This is a genomic window from Croceibacterium ferulae, from assembly GCF_003660445.1.
Classification (GTDB): domain Bacteria; phylum Pseudomonadota; class Alphaproteobacteria; order Sphingomonadales; family Sphingomonadaceae; genus Croceibacterium; species Croceibacterium ferulae.
In genome coordinates this window covers 295,731-316,999 of record NZ_QZVQ01000003.1, presented here as the reverse complement: position 1 = coordinate 316,999, position 21,269 = coordinate 295,731, and the positions used below count along the sequence as shown (strand labels likewise).

Below are 21,269 nucleotides of genomic sequence, written 5' to 3'. Positions count from 1 at the left end.
ACATTCAGGCCTGCTTGCCTGCGATGTAGGCATCCACCTGCTCGGTCAGCACTTCCAGCGGAACGGAGCCATTGCCCAGCACCACCTCGTGGAAGTCGCGCAGGTCGAACCGCTCGCCGAGCGCAGCTTCCGCCTTCTTGCGCAGGCCGGCGATGTGCAGCTGGCCGACCATGTAGCTGGTCGCCTGCCCGGGATTGTTGAGGTAGCGGTCGATCTCCTTGGCGATGTCGCGCTCCGACACCGGGGAATTGGCCCGGAAGTAGTCGATCGCCTGCTCGCGGGTCCAGCGCTTGGCGTGCATGCCGGTGTCCACCACCATGCGGATCGCGCGCCACATCTGCAGCGACAGCATGCCGAAGCGTGCCTCCGGCGTCTGGTACAGGCCCATCTCGCCGGCCAGCCGTTCGCTGTAGAGCCCCCACCCTTCGATATAGCTGCCATAGAAGCCGAAGCGGCGGAACTTGGGCAGGCCGGGCAGTTCCTGCGCGCGGGCGATCTGGAAATGGTGCCCCGGCGCGCCTTCATGCGCGGCAATGCTTTCCACCTGCAGGCGCGACACCTGCGTCATGTCTGCCAAGTTGACGTAGAAGATGCCGGGGCGCGAACCGTCCGGAGCCGGCCGGTTGTAGAACGCGACGGAGGCGGTTTCCTGCCGCCACGGCTCCACCGCGCGCACTTCCAGCGCAGCCTCCGGCAGGCGGTGGAAATATTCCGGCGCCTTCGCCATGATCTTCGCGATCACGGCGCGGGACTCGGTCAGATACTGTTCCTTGCCGCTGTCATCGTTGGGGAAGCGGTATTGCGGATCGGTGCGCACCGCGGCGATCAGCTCGTCCAGCGTGCCGGCATAGCCCATCTGCTGGCGCGCCGCGTCCATCTCCGCCCGGATTGCCGCCACCTGGTCCAGACCCAGCTGATGGATCTGCTCGGCCGTCATGTCGGTGGTCGTGTAATAGGCCAGCCGCGCCTGATAGTAGTCGCCGCCATCGGGCAGGCTCCACGCGCCATTGTTGCCGGTCGCCAGCGGCTCCACCGCGTCCAGCGCGGCGAACAGCGTGTCGAAGCCCCGACGGAACGGCCCGGCCAGCGCCGCGCTCGCTTCCGCCACCAGCGTGTCGCGCGTGGCGGCATCCAGCTCCAGCGCGGTCACCTTCTCGCGGAAGTCGGCCAGCACGGTGCTGTCCGCGCCATCATCGAACGGCGCGCCGGTGATGACCAGCTCGGCATCGGCGCGGGCGGGCTCGAACACCATCTTCGGCGGCACGATGCCCTTCTGCGCCTGACTGCGGATCTGGCCTGCGACCTCGCCCATCACCCGCTCCGCATCCACGATGCGGGCGATGTAGGCGCGCGCATCCTCCACATTCTCCACCCGGTGCTGGTTGATCAGGAACACCGGGATCTCGCCCGCCGGGCTGCCATTGGTGGACACGGGGAAGCCGTGATCGCGCCAGGCGAACTGGCGCCGGTCCTGCTCCACCGCCTGTTCGAACAGGCGATAGCTGACCCGGCCTTCGGGGCCGAGCCGCGCGGGATCGAAGTCCCGCCGCAACTGCGCCAGCTGGCTTTCGCGCAGGGCCAGCGCGCGGGCGGCGCCGGCATCGGTGTAATCGTCCAGCCGGTCGTATTCGGTCTTCAACCCCAGGCTGGTCATGCTTTCAGGGCTGAGCGCGAGCGAGGCATCGAAGGCTGCGTCAAGAAAGGCGTTGAGCCGCGCGTCCTCCGCTGCCGCACCCGTCGGCGCCGCCGGGGCAGGCGTGCTGCCTGCCTGCTGCGCCGCCACCGGCAATGCGAAGATCGCCGCCGCCGCCAGCAGTCCGGCCCCATATTTCGCCACGACACCCATCATCTGTTCCTTTAACCTGATTGCCGGGTCAGTTGACCCGCTTGACGCTGATGCTGCGGCTGCCATCCACCCGCGCATTGTAGCTGCCCAGCGCCCCGGCGGTGATCGTGAACGGATCGCCGGCGCGCGGGAAGAAGTTGGTCCGGGCTTCGGTGGTCTGCCATTGCGACCCGTCGTCCAGCACGAACAGATGCAGCCCGCGAGAGAACGGGCGCACCTGCGCCAGCGTGCCGGACAGGGAGCGGACTTCCTCCGCCTCGTCCTCCCCGCCGCCCTGGAACAACCGGATCTCGGGCAAGGAGAAACCGAACACGGCGCGCTTGGCATCGCGCACGGCCGCGCGGTCCACCAGCACCACCTGGTTCGCGGCCTGCGCATCGACCAGCGCGGCGGCCGCGCGATCCAGACAGGACAGCCGCTGCGCATCGTCCGTCAGCGGGCGGCAGGCGGCCAGTTCGGCGATCAGCGCCGACGCCGCGGGATCGGCTGTGGCATCCTGCGCCCACACCTGTGGCGTCGCCGCAACCACCATCATCGCAACAAGTGTTCTGCCGGGGCTGCACCGCATCCGATCACCTTTCCGCGCTGTAACGCGCAAGCCACACATGACGGTTGTGTGACGCAAATGCCACTATCTTGTGTAAGATGATACTATCCGCGAAATCTCATTGCTCGCAAGTGCGGAAAATCAATACACTCGTTACCAGTCGCTCGAAAACGCGATCACCCGCGCGGCCGCAACAGGGACGGACCGCCGCGAACAAAAGGGACTTCGAACTCATGAGGAAGCTGACGCGTCAGAAGCTGCTTGCTTCGACCCTGCTGGTGGGCGCCTTCGCCACCCCGGCCTTCGCGCAAGTCGCACCGCAGACGACCGAGAACGTCACGGGCACCCCCAACACCGCCAGTGCACAGGTCACACCGCAGGACGAGACCATCTCCAGCGGCAACGCCATCGTCGTTACCGGATCGCTGATCAGCAACCCGAATCTGCTGGCCGCCAACCCGGTCAACGTGATCGGCTCGGACGAGATCGACCTGCAGCAGGCCACCCTGGCCGAAGAGCTGCTGCGCGAACTGCCGGGCGTCGTTCCCTCCATCGGTTCGGCCGTGAACAACGGCAATGGCGGCGCGTCCTTCGTCAACCTGCGCGGCCTCGGTTCCAACCGCAACCTGGTGCTGCTGGATGGCGTGCGCCTGACCCCGGGCACGCTGGCGGGCCAGTTCGACCTCAACAACATCCCGCTGGCCCTGGTCCAGCGGGCCGAGACGCTGACCGGCGGCGCCTCCACCACCTATGGTGCGGACGCGATCACCGGCGTCGTCAACTTCATCACCCGCACCGATTTCGCCGGCATCGACCTGAACGTCACCGGCGGCATTCCCGAAGCAGGTGACGGCAAGAGCTTCCGCGCCGACCTGACCGTGGGCGCCAACTTCGACGACAATCGCGGCAATGCCGTGCTGTCGATCGGCTACCAGTCGGTGGACCCGGTGTTCCAGGGCAACCGCGACATCTCGCTGGAGCAGATCGACTCCTTCACCGGCGGCGTCGGCGGCTCGGGCACCTCGGTCCCGTCGCGTTTCGGCAATGTGAATCCCACCGGCGCCGATGCGATCATCGGCGGCGCGATCGTGCAGGGTACGCGCCAGATCACCGCGGACGGCACCGCCTTCCGCCAGACTGCAGAGTACGATCCGTTCAACTTCAATCCGGACAACATCTTCCAGACGCCGTTCGAACGCTTCAACACCTATGCTGCCGCGAATTACGAAATTTCCGACAGCGTCGAAGTGTACAATCGCGCGCTGTTCTCCAAGAACACGGTCAGCACGATCATCGCCCCGTCGGGCGCCTTCGGCATCCCCGTCGCAGTCAGCCTGAACAATCCTTTCCTGACGACCGCGCAACGCAACGCCTTCTGCGGCTTCGATACCAACTCGGGCGCCGGCTATTCGCCGCTGTACACGCAGGCGGAATGCGATGCGGCAGCAACCGCCAACCCGGGTGATGCGGCCTACCGCGAGGCGAACACCTCTCTGTCCCGTCGCGCCACGGAAGTCGGCCCGCGTATCTCCGAATACACGACCACCTTCTTCGACTACCGCGCCGGCGTGCGCGGCAACATCACCGCCGACCTGCAATACGACATCTATGGTACGTATGGCGAAAGCGAGAACAAGCAGCTGATCCAGGGCTACACGCTGAATTCGCGTGTGGCGCAGTCGCTGCTGGTTTCCCGTGGAGCCGACGGCAGCGCCATCTGCCAGGACGAAACCGGTGGCTGTATCCCGGTCAACTTCTTCGGCCCGGAGGGTGCGATCACGCCGGAAGCAGTCGACTTCCTGACCGGCACCAGCATCTCGCAGACCAATGTGTCGCAGTTCCAGGCCCATGCGGCCATCTCCGGCGGCGCCGGCTTCGGTTCGCCCCTGGCGACCGAGCAGGTCAGCTTCGCGGTGGCGGGCGAATATCGCAAGTACGACGCATCCAGCCTGTCCGATTCGCTGTCCGAATCGGGTGATCTGGGTGGCGCCGGCGGCGCGAGCCCGAACATCAATGGCGGTTATGACGTGTGGGAGGCGATCGGCGAGGTCATCGTACCGCTCGTAGCCGACCGGCCGTTCTTCGAGACGCTGCAGCTGGAAGGCGGCATCCGCTATTCCGACTACCGCGTGGATGCGCCGTCCAGCCCGACCTATTCCACCACGACCTGGAAGGTCGGCGGTCGTTGGGAACCGGTCTATGGCCTGACCGTCCGCGGCGTGTTCAACCGTGCGGTCCGCGCGCCGAACATCTCCGAACTGTTCAGTCCGGTGAACACCGTTCTGACCAACCTGTCGGACGATCCCTGCGCCAACCTGACCGATGCCGGCGCACCCATCCCGGGCCGTCCGGTTCCCACCGGTGCGCTGCGCGATGTCTGTATCGCTCAGGGTGCCCCGGCGGGCGTGATCGGCGCCATCGCGGTGCCGACCTCCGGCCAGGCCAACACCATCGGCGGCGGCAACCTGAACCTGCAGCCGGAAACGTCGGACAGCTGGACCGTGGGCGTGGTGCTGCAGCCCGACTTCCTGCAGGGCTTCAACGCCACCGTCGATTACTACAACATCGTGGTGACGGACGCCGTCAGCTCGCCCACCCCGGGCGACGTGATCAGCGCCTGCTTCGACGTCAATCTCAGCACCAGCAACCCGGCCTGCACCGCCATCCGCCGCAACCCGATCGACGGGTCGCTGTCGGGTGATTACGGCACCACGCCGGGCCTGCCGATCGGCCTGTCCAACCTGGGCCGGCTGGAGACCGACGGTATCGACCTGGTGGTGAACTACACCCGCGACTTCGACTGGTTCGGCCTGTCGCTGGGCTTCATCGGCAACTGGACGAACAAGAACACGTTCAACGCCAATGTGACCTCGGTCGATAGCCTCAACCGCGATTGCGTTGGCCTGTATTCCGTCAACTGCGGTTCGCTGCAGCCGGAATTCAGCTGGTCGCAGCGCACCACGCTGACCTTCGATGCCCTGGACGTCTCGTTCCTGTGGCGTCACCTGAGCAGCATGGAGTACGAATTCGCCAACGATCCCGATGAAGCAGCCTACACCGGCCCGGTGGACGGCATGGGCGGCGACGATTTCGACTTCAACCGCATCGATGCCTACGACATCTTCGACCTGTCGCTGCGGTACCAGCATGGCGACCACCTGACCTACACGCTGGCCGTGTCCAACGTGTTCGACAAGGATCCGCCGCTGGTGGGCAACACCATCGGTGCGACCGCCTACAACAGCGGCAACACCTTCCCGTCGACCTATGATCCGATCGGTCGCCGGTTCCTGCTGGGCGCGCGCCTGCGGTTCTGATCCGCGGTTTGCCCGAGGCAATCTGAAAGGGGGCGGTCCTGGCAACAGGGCCGCCCTTTTTCATGTCAGCCGAGCGGCTGTAGCAGATCCATGGCGATGCCGTTGGCAGCGGCCACGGCGTGCGCCCATTGCGTCACCAGCGCGATCTCCGGCCCGTGCGCCGCGCGCGCGGCATCATGCACCGCCGTCCGCTCGCCCGCGCCGAAGCCTTCGCCGGTCTTGGAATGGCGGGCAAAGGCCGGTCCGGCGGCGATCGCGGCGGCATCCACCCGCAGCCGGAACAGCTCCGCCGCCGCCGCCAGTGCGCGTTCCGGCTGCGCCAGCAGCGTGGCGCTGTCCAGCGTGCGCACTCGGCCGCCGAAGCGGGCGGCGATCTGGCCGAACAGCCGGTGCTGCGCCAGCCAGCCCAGCGCAGCGATCTGCAGGTCGCTGTGCCGCAGCGGATCGGCCGGCTCCACCGCCAGTTCGGTCAGGCCGTCCGCCGCCAGCTTGGTCCACAATTCACGCACCCACAGGCGGCCTTCCAGCCCCTTCGATGCGACGGACGCCAGAAAGGTCGGCAAGGGCGCGTGCAGCAGGATGGCGCATGCGTCCGGCCGCAGCGCCAGCATCGCCATGGTCAGCGCGTTCACCGCATTGGAGGGTTTCACCACCAGCGCCTCGCCCGCTGGCACAGGTGCCGCCAGCAGCCGCAGTGTGTCATCCAGCCGCGCCGCCACCTCTCGCGGCGCTCCGCCCCGGCGGCGCCATCCAGCAAGGTCATTCAGCACGACCGGCTCCTTCAACGCATGGGCGATGCCCGGCAGGTCGAAGGCGCGGGCCAGTAGCGTGGAGCAGCAGAAGGCCGAATGCACGATCAGCCGCAGCGGCGCGTCCGCCTCCTTCGCGGCCATCCCCGCCATCGCCCGCATGCGCGCCACCGGCACAGGCGCCTGCGCCGGGGCGCCCAGCTCCGCATCGGTCAGGAACACCGCGCGGCTGCGCAAGTCCCGCGGCGCCGGAATGTAGTGAAACGCATCGCCCACCGCGTCATAGCGATGCACCAGCCAGTCAGGGTCGCGCACGGGGGCAGGTCTGCTTGTCATGCGGCAGCGATGCCACGGTCGCGGCCGGTCGAACAGGGGGCGGCGATTGGCTTTTGCCTTCGCGCGCGGCTCGTGTTCTATTGCTCCACCTGTTCAGATGAAGGAGCGACCATGCTGACCTTTCTTGCCGCCGGCGTGCTGACTCTCGCCGCCGCACCCGCCCAGGCTGCGGCGCAGCCGGCCGCCGCACCGCAAGCCGCCACGGCACCGGCCCCCGCCGCCGCGCCGGAGCCGGCGGCCGACCCGAACAAGCGCATCTGCAAGCGTTTCGCCAATACCGGGTCAATGATCCCCAGCCGGCGCGAATGTCGCACCGTCGCGGAATGGACCCGCATCGCCGAAGCCGCGCAGTCCAGCAGCCAGGCCATGATCGATCGGGGCCGGACGGGGTCGCTCGGCAACTGAGGCATCGTCCAAGCGCGGCGTTCCGGCCGTTCAGCGATCCGTGATCGTCAGCGTCAGGCCCAGTGTCTGCGTTTCACCGGGTGCTAGCAGCGCCATCCCCTCGCGATTGATCGCATCGGGCAGGTGGCTGACCGGCTCCAGGCAGAAGAAGTCACCGCCAGGCGGGCGGTACAGGTGGCAATCGGGCGCGCCGGTGGCGGACAGGTCCAGCACGTGATCCCGCTGCCTGATCCGCGCCTGTCCGTCCCACCCGGAGTAGCTGTTGTCGATCAGGGTGTCGCCGCGCACCGGCGCACCTGCATGCCAGTCGCCGAAACGGTCGAGAGGTACGGGATCGGTGCGCAGATCGTCCGCGTCGGCCAGCCAGGCCTGTCCGGTCGCCATCGTCAGCCGGGTGGCGTCGTCACACGGAAAATAGGGGTGCAGCCCCAGCCCCGCCGGCACCGGCCCGTCCGCCAATGATCGCACCGACAGCTCCAGGATCATGCTGCCGGGCGCCAGGGTGAAGCGCTGCTCCGCCGCGAAAGGCCAGGGCCAGTGGACGTCGCCGGCATGTTCGTACGCCAGCACCACGCTGTCCGCCCCCTGCGCGGCGACCGTCCACGCACGCAGCCAGCCGGTGCCGTGCAGCGTGTGCGGATGATCGGCGCCGAAATTGCGCGGCAGTTCGTGGCTCTCCCCGTCATGGGTGAAGCGCCCCTGCGCAATGCGGTTGGCGTAAGGCACCAGCGGGAAACATGCGGTCTCCAGCGGATGTGCCGCATCGGTGCCGCCGGGGCGCAGCACGGCCCGGCCCGCTTGCTCCAGCGCCAGGATGCTGCCGCCCAGCCGGGGGCTCAGCTCCAGGGTCCAGTCGTGAGCGGTCAGCCGCATCGCGTCAGCGCCAGCCGGCATCCACGAAGTAGCTGTGCCCCGTCACCAGCCGGGCATCGTCCGATGCCAGGAACATCACCATGGCGGCGATGTCCGGCGGCAGCAGGCGGCCGTCCATGCATTGCGCGGCGACGATCTCCGCCTCGCCTTCGGGCGTGTACCATTGCAGCTGGCGCGGAGTGCGGACGTTGCCGGGGATCACGCTGGTGACGCGAATGTTGTCGCGCCCGAAATCGCGCGCCAGGCTGCGGGTCAGGCCCTCGATGGCGGCCTTGCAGGTCTGGTACAGCGCCAGATCGGGCAGGCCCAGATGCCAGGAGATGGAGCCCAGATTGATGATCGCGCCGCCGCCGGCCTGCTGCATGGCCGGGATCACCGCCTGCGCGCAGAAGAAGGTGTGCTTCAGGTTCACCGCGATGCGGTTGTCCCAGTACTCCTCCGTCACGTCGGCCACCTGGTGGCGGTCGTCATTGGCGGCATTGTTGACCAGCACGTCGAACGGGCCCAGCCGGGCGATCGCTTCGCGCACCTCGTCGATCCGCGTCAGGTCGACCCGTTCGAACACGGGCTTGCCGTCCAGCTGCGCCACCAGCGCTTCGGAATCCTCCTGCGCGATGTCGAAGAAGGTGACAGCTGCGCCCTGCGCCACGAAGCCTTCCACGACACCGGCGCCGATGCCCGACCCGCCGCCGGTCACCAGCACGCGTTTGCCCCGGAGGCTGGGATAGGTCGCGCCGCTCATGCCGCGGGAACCTGCGCCTGGCGTGTCGCCAGCGTGCGGAACAGGTCGCGGATGCCGAAGCTCCACGGAGCGGCATCGGCCGAAGTGGTGACCGGGTTCTGCAGCGTGCCCAGTTTCGGGGTGGTGATCCGCACCACGTCGCCCACCTTGTGCGTGAAGCCGCGGCCCGGATCGTCACGATCCTGCACCGGCGCGAACAAAGTGCCCAGGAACAGGGTGAAGCCGTCCGGATATTGATGTTCCGACAAGGTCTGGCGCACCAGGTCCAGCGGATCGCGGCTGATCTGCTGCATGGAGCTGTGACCCTGCAGGCGGTAGCCTTCAGGCCCGTCGATCACCAGATCCAGCTCCGCATTACGGACATCGTCGATAGTGTAGCGGTCGTCGAACAGGCGCACGAAGGGGCCGATCGCGCAGGAGGCGTTGTTGTCCTTCGCCTTGCCCAGCAGCAGCGCGCTGCGCCCTTCAAAGTCGCGCAGATTGACGTCATTGCCCAGCGTCGCGCCGACCACGTCGCCCGCCGCATTGGCGATCAGGACGATTTCGGGTTCCGGATTGTTCCAGCTGGAATCGGAACGGATGCCGACGGGCGCGCCCCAGCCCACGCTGGACAGGACCGGCGCCTTGGTGAAGACCTCCGCATCCGGGCCGATCGCGACCTCCAGATATTGCGACCACATGCCCGCCTCGATCAGGGCGGCCTTCAGCCGTGCGGCCGGCTCGCTGCCCGGCTCCACATTGCGGATGCCGCCGCCGACGCGTTCCTCCAGCTCGGCCCGGATCGCCGCTGCTGCGCCGGCATCGCCGCGCGCGCGTTCCTCGATCACCCGCTCGATCGCAGAGACGGCGAAGGTGACGCCGCAGGCCTTGACGCATTGCAGGTCGATCGGGGCGAGCAGCTCGAACTCGCCGCCGCCGATCGTCAACTGCTCCACGCTGCACAGCACCGGGCCGTCCACCCCCGCCGCATTCGGCAGGTCGAACAGGTCGGCGGTGGTCGGGGCGGTCGCGGACACGTCATGCACCTGTCCGCCGCGCAGGATCACCGGCACCGGACCGTCGGCGAGCATCACCCGCCCGGCCAGCACCGCATCCGCATGGTCATCCGGCAGGGCTGCCGGATCGAAAGCCATCATTCACCCTCTCCCACAATCGGGCTGCGCATCGCGTGGCAGCCAACCTATTACTCGGAGGTTTGATAACGCTATCACCAACGCGGCTCAACCGCGAATTGCAGCCGATCTTCCGGAAGCGGCTGCAATCCGCGCCTGACAGGTCAGTCGACCGTCACCTCCACCGCGTCGGCGGCACCGAAGGTGGCGCGCACCAGCGTGCCCGAGGCCACTTCATGCACCCCGGTCACCGCTCCGCTGGAGACCCACCAGCCGGCCTGCGGCGCGATGCCGCGGGCCATCAGGTTGGCGATGAGGAACCGCACCGCGCCGAACGGGCCGTCCAGCATGGTGGCGGTGGTGGCGCTGTTCACATGCGCGCCATCGAAGAACACGCCGACCTCGATGCTGTCGATCGCGTCCCACTCGCCTTCGGGCAGCACGGGGCCAAGCACCAGGCCGTGATTGTTGCCATGGTCGGCGACGGTCACGCAGGGACCGTCATCATTGATGCCCTTCCATGGGGAGGAGGCGATCTCGATCCCCAGCCGCACCTGGTCGACCCACTGGCGGGCCTCTTCATTGGTGGCGGGCGGCGTGGTGGCGCCGGCGGGCGGGGCGAGCCGCAGCATGAACTCCGCCTCCGCCGCGGCAAAGCCGCCGGCGAAGATCGGCAGCGTCAGCCCCTCGGCCGCCTCGACCACCGTATCGGCGAAGATCGGCCCGGCCAGCCGGTCCGCACCCAGCGCCTGCTGATGCTGCGGCGGCACCTTGCCGACCTTCCAGCCGCCGATCTGCCGTTCGCCCCACAGTTCCAGCGCTGCGTCCTGGATCTCGTAAGCCTGTGCCAGCGTGGCTGGCCGCTCCCCCGGATAGGTGGCGAGCGCAGTTCCGCTGCGGCGTGCATCGACAAAGGCGCGTGCGATCGCCTGCTTGTTAGTGTTGTCGCCCGACATGGCGATAATCCCTTCCCAATCCTGCTTGAACGCGCGGCATGGATCAGCCGGAAACCGGTGTCAAAAACTTTGTCGCGCGACCGCACCGCACATGCGGATGGCGATTGTCGGCGGTGGCAAAGCATGGCTATGACTGCCTGGTGGGAGAACATGACAAGCCGATGAGCAAGGGGCAGCCGACGATCAACGACGTCGCGCGGGTGGCGGGCGTCTCCAAAAAGACGGTCAGCCGCGTCATCAACGCTTCCCCGTTGCTGCGCACCGACACGCGCGACAAGGTGGCCCGGGTCATCGCGGAGCTGGGCTATGTGCCCAATCCGCAGGCCCGCGCGCTGGCGCTGCGGCGCAATTTCCTGATCGGCCTGCTGCACGACAACCCCAATGCGCAGACCGTGCTGAACGTGCAGGAAGGTATCCTGGACGTGATCCGCGACATGGATTTCGCGCTGGTGGTGCGCCCGGTGGATCGCCACTCGCCCACGCTGGTGGATGATTGCCGCCGCTTCATCGAACGCCAGCGCCTGTTCGGGGTGCTGTTCCTGCCGCCCATCAGCGAGAATGACGACCTGGCGCAGATGTGCGCGCAGCTGGGCTGCGGCTATGTCCGGATGGGCAGCGCGCAGCTGGACGAACCGGCGCATGCGGTGGGATCGAACGACCGGGAGGCGGTCGCCGGCGCGGTCGATCACCTGGTAGCGCAGGGCCATCGCCGCATCGGCCTGATCCTGGGCCCGGTCGGCTTCCGCTCGGCGCATGAGCGGGCAACCGGCTTCCGGGAAGCGATGGCACGGCATGGGCTGGCCGTGCCGGACGAGCTGGTGACGCAGGGCAGCTATCGCTTCGCATCGGGCGTGGCCGGGGCGGAGGCGTTGCTGGACGTGGCGGACCGGCCGACCGCGATCTTCTGCAGCAATGACGAGATGGCCGCCGGCGCGCTGCACACCGCGCGCACCCGCGGCCTGCAGGTGCCGGACGATCTGTCGCTGATCGGGTTCGACGATGCGCCGATCGCCGCGCATATCTGGCCGCCGATGACCACCGTGCGCTGGCCGATCCGCCCGATGGCGCGGGCGGCCGCGCTGAAGCTGATCCGCCCGGACATCGCGGGGGAAGAGCCGAGCCGCTTCCCCGCCGATCTGGTCAGCCGCGCGTCCGTGGCGCAGCGTGCGGGTTGATCTGCCGCCGGCATAGCGCCTACACTGTTTCGTGACACCGGTTTCCTTGGAGAAGAAGTAGCATGGCATTGTTCGATCTGACCGGCCGCGTGGCGCTGGTGACCGGCGCCAATACCGGCATCGGCCAGGGCATCGCACTGGCGCTGGCTGCCGCCGGCGCGGATATCGCCGCCGTGGGCCGCAGCGAGGCAACCGAGACCGCCGCCAAGGTGCGGTCGATGGGCCGCCGGTGCGAGCTGGTGGGGGCGGACCTGTCCTCCGTCGGGCCGGTGACCGAAGTGGTCGGCACGGTCGTGTCGAAGCTGGGGCGGCTGGACATCCTGGTCAACAATGCCGGCATCATCCGCCGCGCCGACTCGCTGGACTTCACCGAAGCCGACTGGGACGCGGTGATGGACACCAACCTGAAGACGCTGTTCTTCCTGTGCCAGGCGGCGGCGCGGCACATGACCGGCTGGTCCGGCCAGACGGGGCAGCGCGGCAAGATCATCAACGTGGCATCGCTGCTGTCCTTCCAAGGCGGCATCCGCGTGCCCAGCTATACCGCCAGCAAGAGCGGCGTGGCCGGCCTGACCAAGCTGCTGGCCAATGAATGGGCGGCCAAGGGCATCAACGTGAACGCCATTGCCCCCGGCTACATCGCCACCAACAACACCGCCGCCCTGCAGGCGGACGAGACGCGCAACCGCCAGATCCTGGAGCGGATCCCCGAAGGCCGCTGGGGCGCGCCGGAGGATATCGGCGGTGCGGCCGTGTTCCTGGCCAGCAAGGCATCCGATTATGTGCAGGGCCATGTCCTGACAGTCGATGGCGGCTGGATGGGCCGATGAGCTCAGCCTCCGCCACCACCCCTGCCTTGGCCCCGGTCGTCACGTTCGGCGAGCTGCTGCTGCGCCTGTCCCCCCCGGGGCAGGTGCCGCTGGCGCGGACGTCGCACCTGAACATCGATGTCGGCGGGGCGGAGGCGAATGTGGCCATCGCGCTGTCCGCGCTGGGGCGGCCGGTCCGCAGCGTCAGCCTGGTGCCCGACAATCCGCTGGGGCACATGGCGCGCGGCGCGTTGGGCACGGCGGGCGTGGATATCAGCCGGATCGTTTCCGGCGAAGGCCGCATGGGCCTGTACTTCTTCGAATCGCCGGCCGGGCCGATCGCGGGGCGGGTCACTTATGACCGGGCGAACAGCGCCTTCGTCGGGGCCACGCCGGACGCATTCGACTTCGCCGGCGCACTGGAAGGGGCGGCGCTGCTGCACATCTCCGGCATCACCCCCGCATTGGGGCCGGCCGGCGTGGCCCTGGCCGAAGCGGCGGTCGCCGCCGCCAATGCCGCGGGCGTACCGATCTGCTTTGACGGCAATTACCGCTCCAACTTGTGGTCCGCCTGGGACAGCGACCCGCGCGCCATCCTGACCAGGCTGGTGGCGGAAGCGGAGGTGCTGATCGGCAATCACCGCGACATCAGCCTGCTGCTGGGCGAGACGTTCAGCGGCGACGGACCGGACCGGCGGCGGCACGCGGCGGAGGCGGCCTTCGCCGCTTTCCCCCGGCTGAAGCTGATCGCCTCCACCGCTCGGCACGTGGTTGCCGCCTCCACGCACGAGTTGGCGGCGCGGGTCGATCTGCGGGGCGATCATTGGCAGACGGACGACATGCGGATCGAGAACATCGTCGATCGCATCGGCACCGGCGATGCCTTCGCCGCCGGCCTGCTGCTGCGATATCTGGAAGGCGCCAGCGCGCGGGAGATGGCGCGCAGCGCGCTGGCGATGGCGGCGATGAAGCACGGCGTGCCGGGCGACACGATCGCGGTCACCCGGGCGGAGCTGGAGGCGTTCGACGGCGGTGGTGATGTCCGGCGTTGAGGGCGTCACGCGCCGCGCGGTGCTGGCCGGCGGAATGGCGGGCGCGGCGCTGACGGCCGGGCCGGCGCTGGCGCAGCGGCGGCGCGGTGCGGCACCGAAGGCTGGGCGCTATACCGGGCTGATCGACCGCCGCGTGCCGGCCTTCCTCGGCATCCGCTACGCCACCGCCGCGCGCTGGGCACCACCCGCGGCGGTGCCGTTCACCGGCGACCCGCTGCCCGCCACCGCCTTCGGCCCGGTCGCCCCGCAGCAGGGCAACACGGACGAGGCGCAGAGCGAGGACTGCCTATTCCTCAACGTCTGGACCCCGGAGGTTGCGCCCGCTGCGCGCCGGCCGGTGATGGTCTACTTCCATGGCGGGGCCTACACCACCGGCAGCGTCACCGACCCTTTGACCCAGGGGCCGCATCTGGCTGCCGATGGCGATGTGGTGGTCGTCACCGTCAACCAGCGGCTGAACGTGCTCGGCTATGGCTGGCTGTCGCCGTGGGGCGAACGCTTTGCCGACAGTGGCAATCTGGGTCAGCTCGACCTGATCTGCGCGCTGCAATGGGTGCGGGACAACATCGCGGCGTTCGGCGGCGATCCGGCGCGGGTGATGGTGTTCGGGCAGTCAGGCGGCGGTGCCAAGATCGCCACGCTGATGGCGATGCCTGCCGCCGCCGGCCTGTTCCATTCCGCCGCCACCATGAGCGGCCAGCAGGTCACCGCCACCGGCCCGGCCAACGCCACTGCCCGCATGCGCGCCTTCATGGCGAAAGCCGGCGTGGCGGAGGGCGACACCGATGCACTGCTGGCGCTGCCGGTGGAACGGCTGATGGAGGCGCTGCAGGCGCAGGACCCGATCATGGGCGGGCGCGTCTATTTCGGGCCGGTGCTCGACATGGTGAACCTGCCGCGGCACCCCTTCTGGCCCGATGCGCCGGCGCAGTCGCACGACATTCCGATGATCCTGGGCAACACCGCGCAGGAGACCCGCGCCTTCATCAACCCGCGCGGGGATGTGGCGACCGGGCTGCGCTGGGACAACATCGCGGAGCGGATGGCACCGCAGATCAAGATCGACCTCGACCCGCGCTGGGTGGTGGCGCAGTACCGGGCGCAATATCCCGACTGGACGGTCGAGCAGGTGTTCTACGCCGCGACGACCGCCGGGCGCAGCTGGCCGGGGCAGGTGATCGAGGCCGATGCCCGCGCTGCCGCCGAGGCGGAACGCACCTGGGTCTATCAGCTGGACCGCCCTTCCCCCGTCGATCCCTTGCGCGGGGCCGGGCACACGGACGACATCCCCTATGTGTTCGGCACGCTGGATGCGGTGGGCAGCATGTCCGGCACGGATGCGCGCGCGCGGGAGATCAGCCGGCAGATGATGCGCGACTTCACCTCGCTTGCAGCGACGGGGCAGCCCGGCTCGGCCGAGTGGCGCCCCTACACCCTGCCGACGCGCGCCACGCTGGTCGTGGGGCAGGATCGCACGGCCTGCGTGGATGATCCGCGCAGGTGGGAGCGGGAGCTGTGGGCCAAGGGGCCCTACATCCAGCCGGGAACGTGAAGGGCTACTGCGCTGCCGGCGGATCGACCGGATAGGCGACGATCAGCGACAGCGGCTCCTCGCCCACCTGCCGGATGCCGACCACCGCGCCGTCATACAGATATGCGGCCATGCCCGGCTCCAGCGCCGCCTCCACCCCATCCGAGATGACGACGCCCTCGCCCGCGGTGACGTAATAGACCTCGTCATGCTTGATGGGATGCTCGCCGATGGCGGCACCCACATCCAGCACGCGGCGGCGGAACTCCATCCGGCGTGGCTGCGGCGCGGCGTCGCTGATGCGGTAGGCGGTGGACATGCCGATGGCGCCATGCGGCACCGGTTCGCGCACCTCCACCTCGCTTTCGCGCACCACCACCATGGGCGGCGCGGTAGCGGGCTGCTCCTGCGCCATTGCCGGAGCAGTCACCAGGGCGAGCAGCAGGGCCGCACCCCGCATCAGCGGGATGCCCGCATGGCGCGGCCGCGCGGGGACAGGTGCTCCTGCCCGCCTTCCGTCTGGCCCGGATACATGCCGTTCTTTGGCCGCATCGTGGCAAGGTCCCACTCCGCCTCCACGAAGGGGGCGCTGGTCGGCTCGATCGTGGGATAGCCGCCAACCTCGACTTCGCTGTCGATCACATCGCCGCGCCCTTCGGCGATGAAGTACAGGACGCGCACCTCCTGCGGGCCGCGATCCCACGGCCGCGCGCCGGCGGTGGCAAGCACCGTTGTCTCCACATCGGCGGCGGGCATGATGTCATAGCCATCCAGGCTGGCCAGCGGCTCGGGCGCCTCGATCAGCTGCGCGGCGGTGACGCCATAGCGGCCAAAGGCGGGCAGCGGGTTGCCGTGCAGGTCCACCATGATGTTGTCTCGCCCGTAATAGGCAAGATCGCCCACGCCGCCCAGCATCAGGAAGGGCAGGTTCTCGTCCGTGTCGTTGCCGCCGCGCATGACGTTGCCGACGGCGGTGATCTCCCCGGTGACAGGCTCGTGCCCGGCCCATTCCAGGTCCATCAAATTGTAATGCACCGCGCGGTGTTGCGGGTTGTAGATCAAATTGTTGACCATCAGCACCTGCGCCCCGCCCTTCACCAGCGGGCTGCGCTCGACATGATGGGCCCAGATATTGCGGTCGAACACGATGCCGGTGGCATTGTCGTGGATCAGCGACCCCTTGGAATGTTCGCCCTTGGGGTGGGTCGAATTGGCCAGGCCCTCCGCCGCCAGGTTCAGGCGGAACACGACGTCGTGGCTGGTTCCCTGCCGCCACTCCGCCACGGTGTCGCCGGTGAAGCGAGGGCCGCTGGCGGACATGTTCTCGTCCACCGCCCACAGGAAGGTGTTGTTCTCCACCACCACATTGTACCCAGCCACGGTGGAGAAGCTGTCCGTTTCCCACCCGCTGAGCAGCGGTTCCCCATTGCTGCCGTTCAGGATGCGCATGTTGGACAGGATCACGTCATGCGTGTTCACGTCGATCCCGCCGCGCAGCAGGGTGATGCCCGGCGACGGCGCGGTCTGCCCCGCGATCGTGACAAAGGGTTCGCGGATGTCGAGCACCGACTTTTCCAGGTCGATCGCGCCGCCGACCTCGAACACGATGATGCGCGGCCCCTTCGTGGCGAGCGCTTCGGCGAAGCTGCCCGGTCCGTCCTTGGCCAGCGTGGTCACGCGGATGATCCGCCCGCCGGCCCCGCCCTGCGTCGGGTCGTCCGGATGGGCCAGGGCCGCGCCGGCATTCAGCACGCACAGCATGGCGGCGGTCGATAGTGTCAATCTTGCAACAATGTTCATGGCTTCTCTCCCACCCCTGTCTTGACAGTGGAGACGGCACGGGACAAGACCCAATGACACCGGTTTCCAGAGAAAGCCGGGCAGGAGCAGAGCGATGTCTGGAGATGGAGCCGAGAGGCTGCCGATCCCCATGACGACACCGCCGACATTGGGGAGTGATGGGCATGAACACGCATAATTTCACGGGCAAGCTGAAGGTCGCCCTGCTGGCAGGCGGCGCCATCGTGCTGCCCGCATCAGCCATGGCGCAGCAGTCGGGCACGCCCGGCGCATCCGTGGCGCAGGACGATCTGAACGAGCAGGTGACCCAGGATGTCGGCGGCGAGATCGTCGTCACCGGCTTCCGCCAGGCGCTGGATGCCGCGATCGCGGCCAAGCGCAACTCCGCCAGTCAGGTGGACGTGATCGTGGCGGAAGACATTGCCAAGTTCCCCGATACCAACCTGGCCGAATCGCTGCAGCGCGTGCCGGGCGTCTCCATCCAGCGGGAGGCCGGCGAAGGCCGCGCCATCACCGTGCGCGGCCTGGGGCAGCAGTTCACCCGCGTGCGCGTCAACGGGATGGAGGCGGTCGCCACCTCCACCTCCGACGCGTCCGCCAATCGCGAGCGCGGCTTCGACTTCAACGTGTTCGCGGCAGAGCTGTTCAGTTCGCTGGTGGTGCACAAGACCGCCGAAGCCTCGCTGGACGAGGGTTCGCTGGGTGCGGTGGTCGACCTCAACACCGGCAACCCGCTCGCACTGGATAGCGGCTTCAGCGCCGTCGCCTCCGCACAGGTCCGCTACAACGACCTCAGCGAAGATGCCGGCCCGCGCCTGGCCGGCCTGCTGGGCTGGACCAATGATGACGGCACCTTCGGCGTCAGCGTCTCCGCCGCCTATTCGCAGTACAAGACCAGCGAGCTGGGCAACAACAGTGTGCGCTGGACGCAGGGTGCGTTCCGCTCCGTCGGCGGCACGTCGTGCTACACCGGCACCACATACACGCCGAACAGCGCCTGCGACGAGGTCGGCCTTGCCTTCCACCCGCGCATCCCGCGCTACGGCGCGGTCGAGCATGACCGCGAGCGGCTGGGCCTGACCGGTTCCGTCCAGTGGGCGCCCACCGACCGCACCAAGCTGTCGGTTGACGGCCTGTATTCCACCTTTAAGGCCAGCCGCGACGAATATTGGGGCGAGGTGCTGTTCCGGTCCAACGAACGGACCATCGACGTGGTCGATTACGAGATCGACGGCGACAACAATCTGATCTCCGGCACGTTCAACAATGCCTGGGTGCGCACGGAACGCTATTCCCGCGAAAGCGAGACCAAGTTCCACCAGCTGTCCGCCCGGGTGGAGCACGAGTTCAGCGACCGGGTGAAGATCGACATCCTGGGCGGCTTCTCCAAGTCGGAGGCGCCGATCACGCGCGAGGCCACGCTGATCTTCGACGATCGCGACTTCAACGGCTACAGCTACGATTACAGCGACATGGACAGCCCGCAGCTCAGCTTCGGGAATAACGGGATCAGCGATCCGACACAGTTCCAGCTGGCGGAGTTCCGCAACCGGCCGTCGGAAACAACCAACAAGTTCAAGACCGTGTCCGGCAATATCGACTGGCAGGCAACGGACGAACTGAACTTCGAGATCGGCGGCGTGTATCGCCAGTTCGATTTCGACACGATCGGCTATCGCGCGGACAGCACCTATTGCGCCGCCTTCACCTGTGCGGCGGGGCAGTACGGCCTGCCGGTGACGGGCAACATCGCCGAACTGTTCCAACTGGGCAGCGCGGGCCAGCCCGCCGGCAACACCAATGAATGGGTCGTGCCGCAGCTGGGTCCGGCAGCCGATGCGGTCGGGCTGTTCGAGCTGAACCCTGCCGCTTTCCCGGGCGACACCCGCTCCGTCACGGAGAAGACGACCGGCGGCTATATCCAGGCGAACTGGGACAGCGACTTCTTCGGCCTGCGCTTCACCGGCAATCTGGGCCTGCGCTATGTCCGCACGGACCAGTCCTCCACCGGCTTCGTCGGCACCAATCAGGTGACCGTGGAGCGGGATTATGACGACTTCCTGCCCGCGCTGAACGTCAATCTGTTCGTGACGGACGATGTCATCCTGCGTGGTGCGATGAGCCGGGTGATCACCCGTCCGTCGCTGGGCAGCCTGACGCCGGGCGGCTCGATCGATCCGTTCAACTTCCGCATCACCACCGGCAACCCGTTCCTCGAACCGTTCCGGGCAATGGCCTATGACGCAGCGGTGGAATGGTACTTCGCGCCGGGGGCACTGGCATCGGTCGCGGTGTTCTCCAAGGAGATCGACAACTTCCCGATCGCGGGCAGCCAGCAGGGCACCTTTGCCGACAGCCAGCTGCCGACTTCGCTGCTGACGCCCGGCACCCCGCTGTACGAGGCCATCGTCGGCGGCACCAATCCGGGCGTGCCGATCGAATACCGCACCCAGGTCAACAATCCGGGCGGCAGCCTGCGCGGTGTCGAATTCTCGCTGAACCTGCCGTTCAGCGCCTTCACCGACAGCAGCTTCCTCAGCGGCTTCGGCGTGCTGGGCAATGTGACGCTGATCGAAAGCGACGTGGAATATACCGTGCCGACCCCCGGGACCGGCCTGGACCGCAGCGGCAACCCGACGGGCACGTCCGACATCTTCCAGCGTCCGCTGCTGGACATGGCCAAGCGCGCCGCCAACGGTACCCTGTATTGGGAGAACGAGAAGTTCTCCGTCCGGACCTCGCTCGCCTGGCGTGACGAGTATATCGACGGGCTCAGCGGCAACCGCAACGTGTTCGAAGGGTTCGACGATATCCTGAACGTCGACGCGTCGATCCGCTACAATGTGACAGAACAGCTCTCCGTCACGCTGGAAGGCACCAACCTGACCGATGCGGCCCGCAAGCGCTGGGTGGATGACTTCACCCGCCGCAATTACGAGAACAACCGTTTCGGCCGCATCATCATGGCCGGTGTTCGCGTGCAGCTGTGATGGTGGGAACGGGCCTGGACCGGCGATCGCTGCTGGCCGCCGGAATGACGGCGGGGGTGGCCCTGTCGGCCGGCCTCGCCACCGGCGCGGCGCGGGGGCAGACCGCCCCGCCCGCCGCCGCCGGTGGTCCGATGCCGGTTCAGCCCGATCCGACCGAAGTGATCGACCTGTGGCCGGGGGGCGCTCCCGGCGCACCGGCCACCCTGCCGGTGGAAACGGTGACGCAGCGCGCCTCCGACCCGGCCATCAGCGACCGTTCGGTGCAGGGCATCGCCGTACCCCGGATGGTGGTGTTCCGCCCTGCCCGGCCGAACGGCGCGGCCGTGCTGCTGACGCCGGGCGGCGGCTATCGCCTGGTGGTGGTGGACAAGGAAGGGTATGAACTCGCCCGCTGGCTGACGGAGCGTGGCTTCACCTGCTTTGTGCTGTTCTACCGCCTGCCGGGCGAAGGCTGGGCCAACCGCACCGACGTGGCCCTGGCCGATGCGCAGCGCGCCATGCGCCTGATCCGCCACCGCGCGGGCGACTATGGCATCGGCCCCGAACGGGTGGGCGCCATGGGCTTTTCCGCCGGCGGCCATGTCTGCGCCGACCTGTCCACCCGCTTCGCGCACCCGGCTTACGACCCGGTCGATGCGGCGGACCGGCTGTCCGCCCGGCCCTGCTCCGCGGCGCCGATCTACCCCGTCATCTCCATGGACCCAGCCATCGCCCATGCCGGATCGCGCGAGCTGCTGCTCGGCCCCGATCCCTCGGCAGAGCTGGAGGCGGCTCATTCGCCCGACCGCAACGTGCCGGCGGATGCCCCACCCTTCTTCCTGCTTCATGCCGAAGATGATGGCGCGGTCCCCGTGGCCAACACGCTGCGCCTGCGCGACGCGCTGAAGGGGAAGGGGCTGCGCGTCGAAACGCATCTGTTCGAAGTGGGCGGCCACGGCTTCGGCCTGCGCCAGACCATCGGCAAGCCGGTGGAGATCTGGCCCGAACTGTGGCGCGCCTGGGCGCGAACGACCCCGCTGGGGTGACAAG

The 21,269-nt window shown here is 68.1% G+C and carries 17 protein-coding genes; 8 read left to right on the top strand and 9 right to left on the bottom strand.

Going from position 1 to position 21,269, the window contains the following annotated elements; translation table 11 throughout:
- Positions 1-4 precede the first annotated feature (4 nt).
- Complete coding sequence (locus D5S08_RS04555) at positions 5-1,849, bottom strand: DUF885 domain-containing protein (RefSeq protein ID WP_241557230.1); 1,845 nt, start codon at positions 1,847-1,849, stop codon at positions 5-7.
- Positions 1,850-1,874: 25 nt separating this feature from the next.
- Positions 1,875-2,381, bottom strand: coding sequence for a hypothetical protein (locus D5S08_RS04550; protein WP_121115962.1), 507 nt, complete (start codon positions 2,379-2,381; stop codon positions 1,875-1,877).
- A 245-nt stretch (positions 2,382-2,626) separates the two neighbouring features.
- On the opposite strand from D5S08_RS04550, the gene D5S08_RS04545 reads away from it, so the two are divergent.
- Positions 2,627-5,710 (top strand): TonB-dependent receptor domain-containing protein, encoded by a 3,084-nt coding sequence (locus tag D5S08_RS04545; protein ID WP_121115960.1) that lies wholly within the window; start codon positions 2,627-2,629, stop codon positions 5,708-5,710.
- A 65-nt stretch (positions 5,711-5,775) separates the two neighbouring features.
- Here D5S08_RS04545 and D5S08_RS04540 read toward each other — a convergent pair whose 3' ends face one another.
- Positions 5,776-6,795 carry a hypothetical protein gene (locus tag D5S08_RS04540; RefSeq protein ID WP_121115958.1) on the bottom strand — a complete coding sequence of 340 codons (1,020 nt, stop codon included), beginning with the start codon at positions 6,793-6,795 and terminating at the stop codon, positions 5,776-5,778.
- A 111-nt stretch (positions 6,796-6,906) separates the two neighbouring features.
- Between D5S08_RS04540 and D5S08_RS04535 the strand changes: the two genes are divergently transcribed.
- Positions 6,907-7,200 (top strand): hypothetical protein, encoded by a 294-nt coding sequence (locus tag D5S08_RS04535; RefSeq protein WP_121115956.1) that lies wholly within the window; start codon positions 6,907-6,909, stop codon positions 7,198-7,200.
- A gap of 30 nt (positions 7,201-7,230) precedes the next feature.
- On the opposite strand, the gene D5S08_RS04530 is transcribed toward D5S08_RS04535, so the two are convergent.
- From D5S08_RS04530 to D5S08_RS04515, 4 genes are all read right to left on the bottom strand, one after another.
- Positions 7,231-8,073, bottom strand: coding sequence for an aldose 1-epimerase (locus tag D5S08_RS04530; protein WP_121116253.1), 843 nt, complete (start codon positions 8,071-8,073; stop codon positions 7,231-7,233).
- A gap of 4 nt (positions 8,074-8,077) precedes the next feature.
- The gene (xylB, locus tag D5S08_RS04525) at positions 8,078-8,815 is read right to left on the bottom strand and encodes a D-xylose 1-dehydrogenase (protein WP_121115954.1); all 738 of its coding nucleotides are present in this window, start codon (positions 8,813-8,815) and stop codon (positions 8,078-8,080) included.
- A complete protein-coding gene (locus tag D5S08_RS04520) occupies positions 8,812-9,951 on the bottom strand; it encodes a fumarylacetoacetate hydrolase family protein (RefSeq protein WP_121115952.1) in 1,140 nt (379 codons plus the stop codon). The genes xylB and D5S08_RS04520 overlap by 4 nt, the downstream gene beginning before the upstream one ends.
- Positions 9,952-10,091: 140 nt before the next feature.
- The gene (locus D5S08_RS04515; protein WP_121115950.1) at positions 10,092-10,883 is read right to left on the bottom strand and encodes a 2-keto-4-pentenoate hydratase; all 792 of its coding nucleotides are present in this window, start codon (positions 10,881-10,883) and stop codon (positions 10,092-10,094) included.
- A gap of 161 nt (positions 10,884-11,044) precedes the next feature.
- Here D5S08_RS04515 and D5S08_RS04510 point away from each other — a divergent pair, with 161 nt between their 5' ends.
- The 4 genes from D5S08_RS04510 to D5S08_RS04495 all read left to right on the top strand — a co-directional run bounded on the left by D5S08_RS04510 (position 11,045) and on the right by D5S08_RS04495 (position 15,471).
- Positions 11,045-12,058 (top strand): LacI family DNA-binding transcriptional regulator, encoded by a 1,014-nt coding sequence (locus D5S08_RS04510; RefSeq protein WP_121116251.1) that lies wholly within the window; start codon positions 11,045-11,047, stop codon positions 12,056-12,058.
- Between the two features lie 62 nt (positions 12,059-12,120).
- Entirely contained in the window at positions 12,121-12,888 is a 768-nt protein-coding gene (gene kduD / locus D5S08_RS04505; protein ID WP_121115948.1) for a 2-dehydro-3-deoxy-D-gluconate 5-dehydrogenase KduD, read from the top strand.
- Entirely contained in the window at positions 12,885-13,919 is a 1,035-nt protein-coding gene (locus D5S08_RS04500; protein WP_121115947.1) for a sugar kinase, read from the top strand. Before kduD ends, D5S08_RS04500 begins: the two co-directional genes overlap by 4 nt.
- Entirely contained in the window at positions 13,906-15,471 is a 1,566-nt protein-coding gene (locus D5S08_RS04495) for a carboxylesterase/lipase family protein (protein ID WP_121115945.1), read from the top strand. The genes D5S08_RS04500 and D5S08_RS04495 overlap by 14 nt, the downstream gene beginning before the upstream one ends.
- 4 nt (positions 15,472-15,475) lie before the next feature.
- On the opposite strand, the gene D5S08_RS04490 is transcribed toward D5S08_RS04495, so the two are convergent.
- Entirely contained in the window at positions 15,476-15,865 is a 390-nt protein-coding gene (locus tag D5S08_RS04490) for a cupin domain-containing protein (RefSeq protein ID WP_121116249.1), read from the bottom strand.
- Positions 15,866-15,909: 44 nt separating this feature from the next.
- Positions 15,910-17,211 (bottom strand): pectate lyase family protein, encoded by a 1,302-nt coding sequence (locus tag D5S08_RS04485; protein WP_121115943.1) that lies wholly within the window; start codon positions 17,209-17,211, stop codon positions 15,910-15,912.
- A gap of 203 nt (positions 17,212-17,414) precedes the next feature.
- Between D5S08_RS04485 and D5S08_RS04480 the strand changes: the two genes are divergently transcribed.
- Entirely contained in the window at positions 17,415-20,240 is a 2,826-nt protein-coding gene (locus D5S08_RS04480; protein ID WP_121116247.1) for a TonB-dependent receptor, read from the top strand.
- The gene (locus D5S08_RS04475) at positions 20,240-21,265 is read left to right on the top strand and encodes an alpha/beta hydrolase (protein ID WP_241557229.1); all 1,026 of its coding nucleotides are present in this window, start codon (positions 20,240-20,242) and stop codon (positions 21,263-21,265) included. Before D5S08_RS04480 ends, D5S08_RS04475 begins: the two co-directional genes overlap by 1 nt.
- Positions 21,266-21,269 lie beyond the last annotated feature (4 nt).

Bases quoted from the DNA above. Each gene is read 5' to 3' on its own strand.
- D5S08_RS04485 (WP_121115943.1), bottom strand. From the start codon at position 17,211: ATGCTGTGCGTGCTGAATGCCGGCGCGGCCCTGGCCCATCCGGACGAC.
- D5S08_RS04555 (WP_241557230.1), bottom strand. From the start codon at position 1,849: ATGATGGGTGTCGTGGCGAAATATGGGGCCGGACTGCTGGCGGCGGCG.
- D5S08_RS04520 (WP_121115952.1), bottom strand. From the start codon at position 9,951: ATGATGGCTTTCGATCCGGCAGCCCTGCCGGATGACCATGCGGATGCG.
- D5S08_RS04550 (WP_121115962.1), bottom strand. From the start codon at position 2,381: ATGATGGTGGTTGCGGCGACGCCACAGGTGTGGGCGCAGGATGCCACA.
- D5S08_RS04515 (WP_121115950.1), bottom strand. From the start codon at position 10,883: ATGTCGGGCGACAACACTAACAAGCAGGCGATCGCACGCGCCTTTGTC.
- D5S08_RS04495 (WP_121115945.1), top strand. From the start codon at position 13,906: ATGTCCGGCGTTGAGGGCGTCACGCGCCGCGCGGTGCTGGCCGGCGGA.
- D5S08_RS04500 (WP_121115947.1), top strand. From the start codon at position 12,885: ATGAGCTCAGCCTCCGCCACCACCCCTGCCTTGGCCCCGGTCGTCACG.
- kduD (WP_121115948.1), top strand. From the start codon at position 12,121: ATGGCATTGTTCGATCTGACCGGCCGCGTGGCGCTGGTGACCGGCGCC.
- xylB (WP_121115954.1), bottom strand. From the start codon at position 8,815: ATGAGCGGCGCGACCTATCCCAGCCTCCGGGGCAAACGCGTGCTGGTG.
- D5S08_RS04475 (WP_241557229.1), top strand. From the start codon at position 20,240: ATGGTGGGAACGGGCCTGGACCGGCGATCGCTGCTGGCCGCCGGAATG.
- D5S08_RS04510 (WP_121116251.1), top strand. From the start codon at position 11,045: ATGAGCAAGGGGCAGCCGACGATCAACGACGTCGCGCGGGTGGCGGGC.
- D5S08_RS04480 (WP_121116247.1), top strand. From the start codon at position 17,415: ATGAACACGCATAATTTCACGGGCAAGCTGAAGGTCGCCCTGCTGGCA.
- D5S08_RS04540 (WP_121115958.1), bottom strand. From the start codon at position 6,795: ATGACAAGCAGACCTGCCCCCGTGCGCGACCCTGACTGGCTGGTGCAT.
- D5S08_RS04545 (WP_121115960.1), top strand. From the start codon at position 2,627: ATGAGGAAGCTGACGCGTCAGAAGCTGCTTGCTTCGACCCTGCTGGTG.
- D5S08_RS04530 (WP_121116253.1), bottom strand. From the start codon at position 8,073: ATGCGGCTGACCGCTCACGACTGGACCCTGGAGCTGAGCCCCCGGCTG.
- D5S08_RS04490 (WP_121116249.1), bottom strand. From the start codon at position 15,865: ATGGCGCAGGAGCAGCCCGCTACCGCGCCGCCCATGGTGGTGGTGCGC.
- D5S08_RS04535 (WP_121115956.1), top strand. From the start codon at position 6,907: ATGCTGACCTTTCTTGCCGCCGGCGTGCTGACTCTCGCCGCCGCACCC.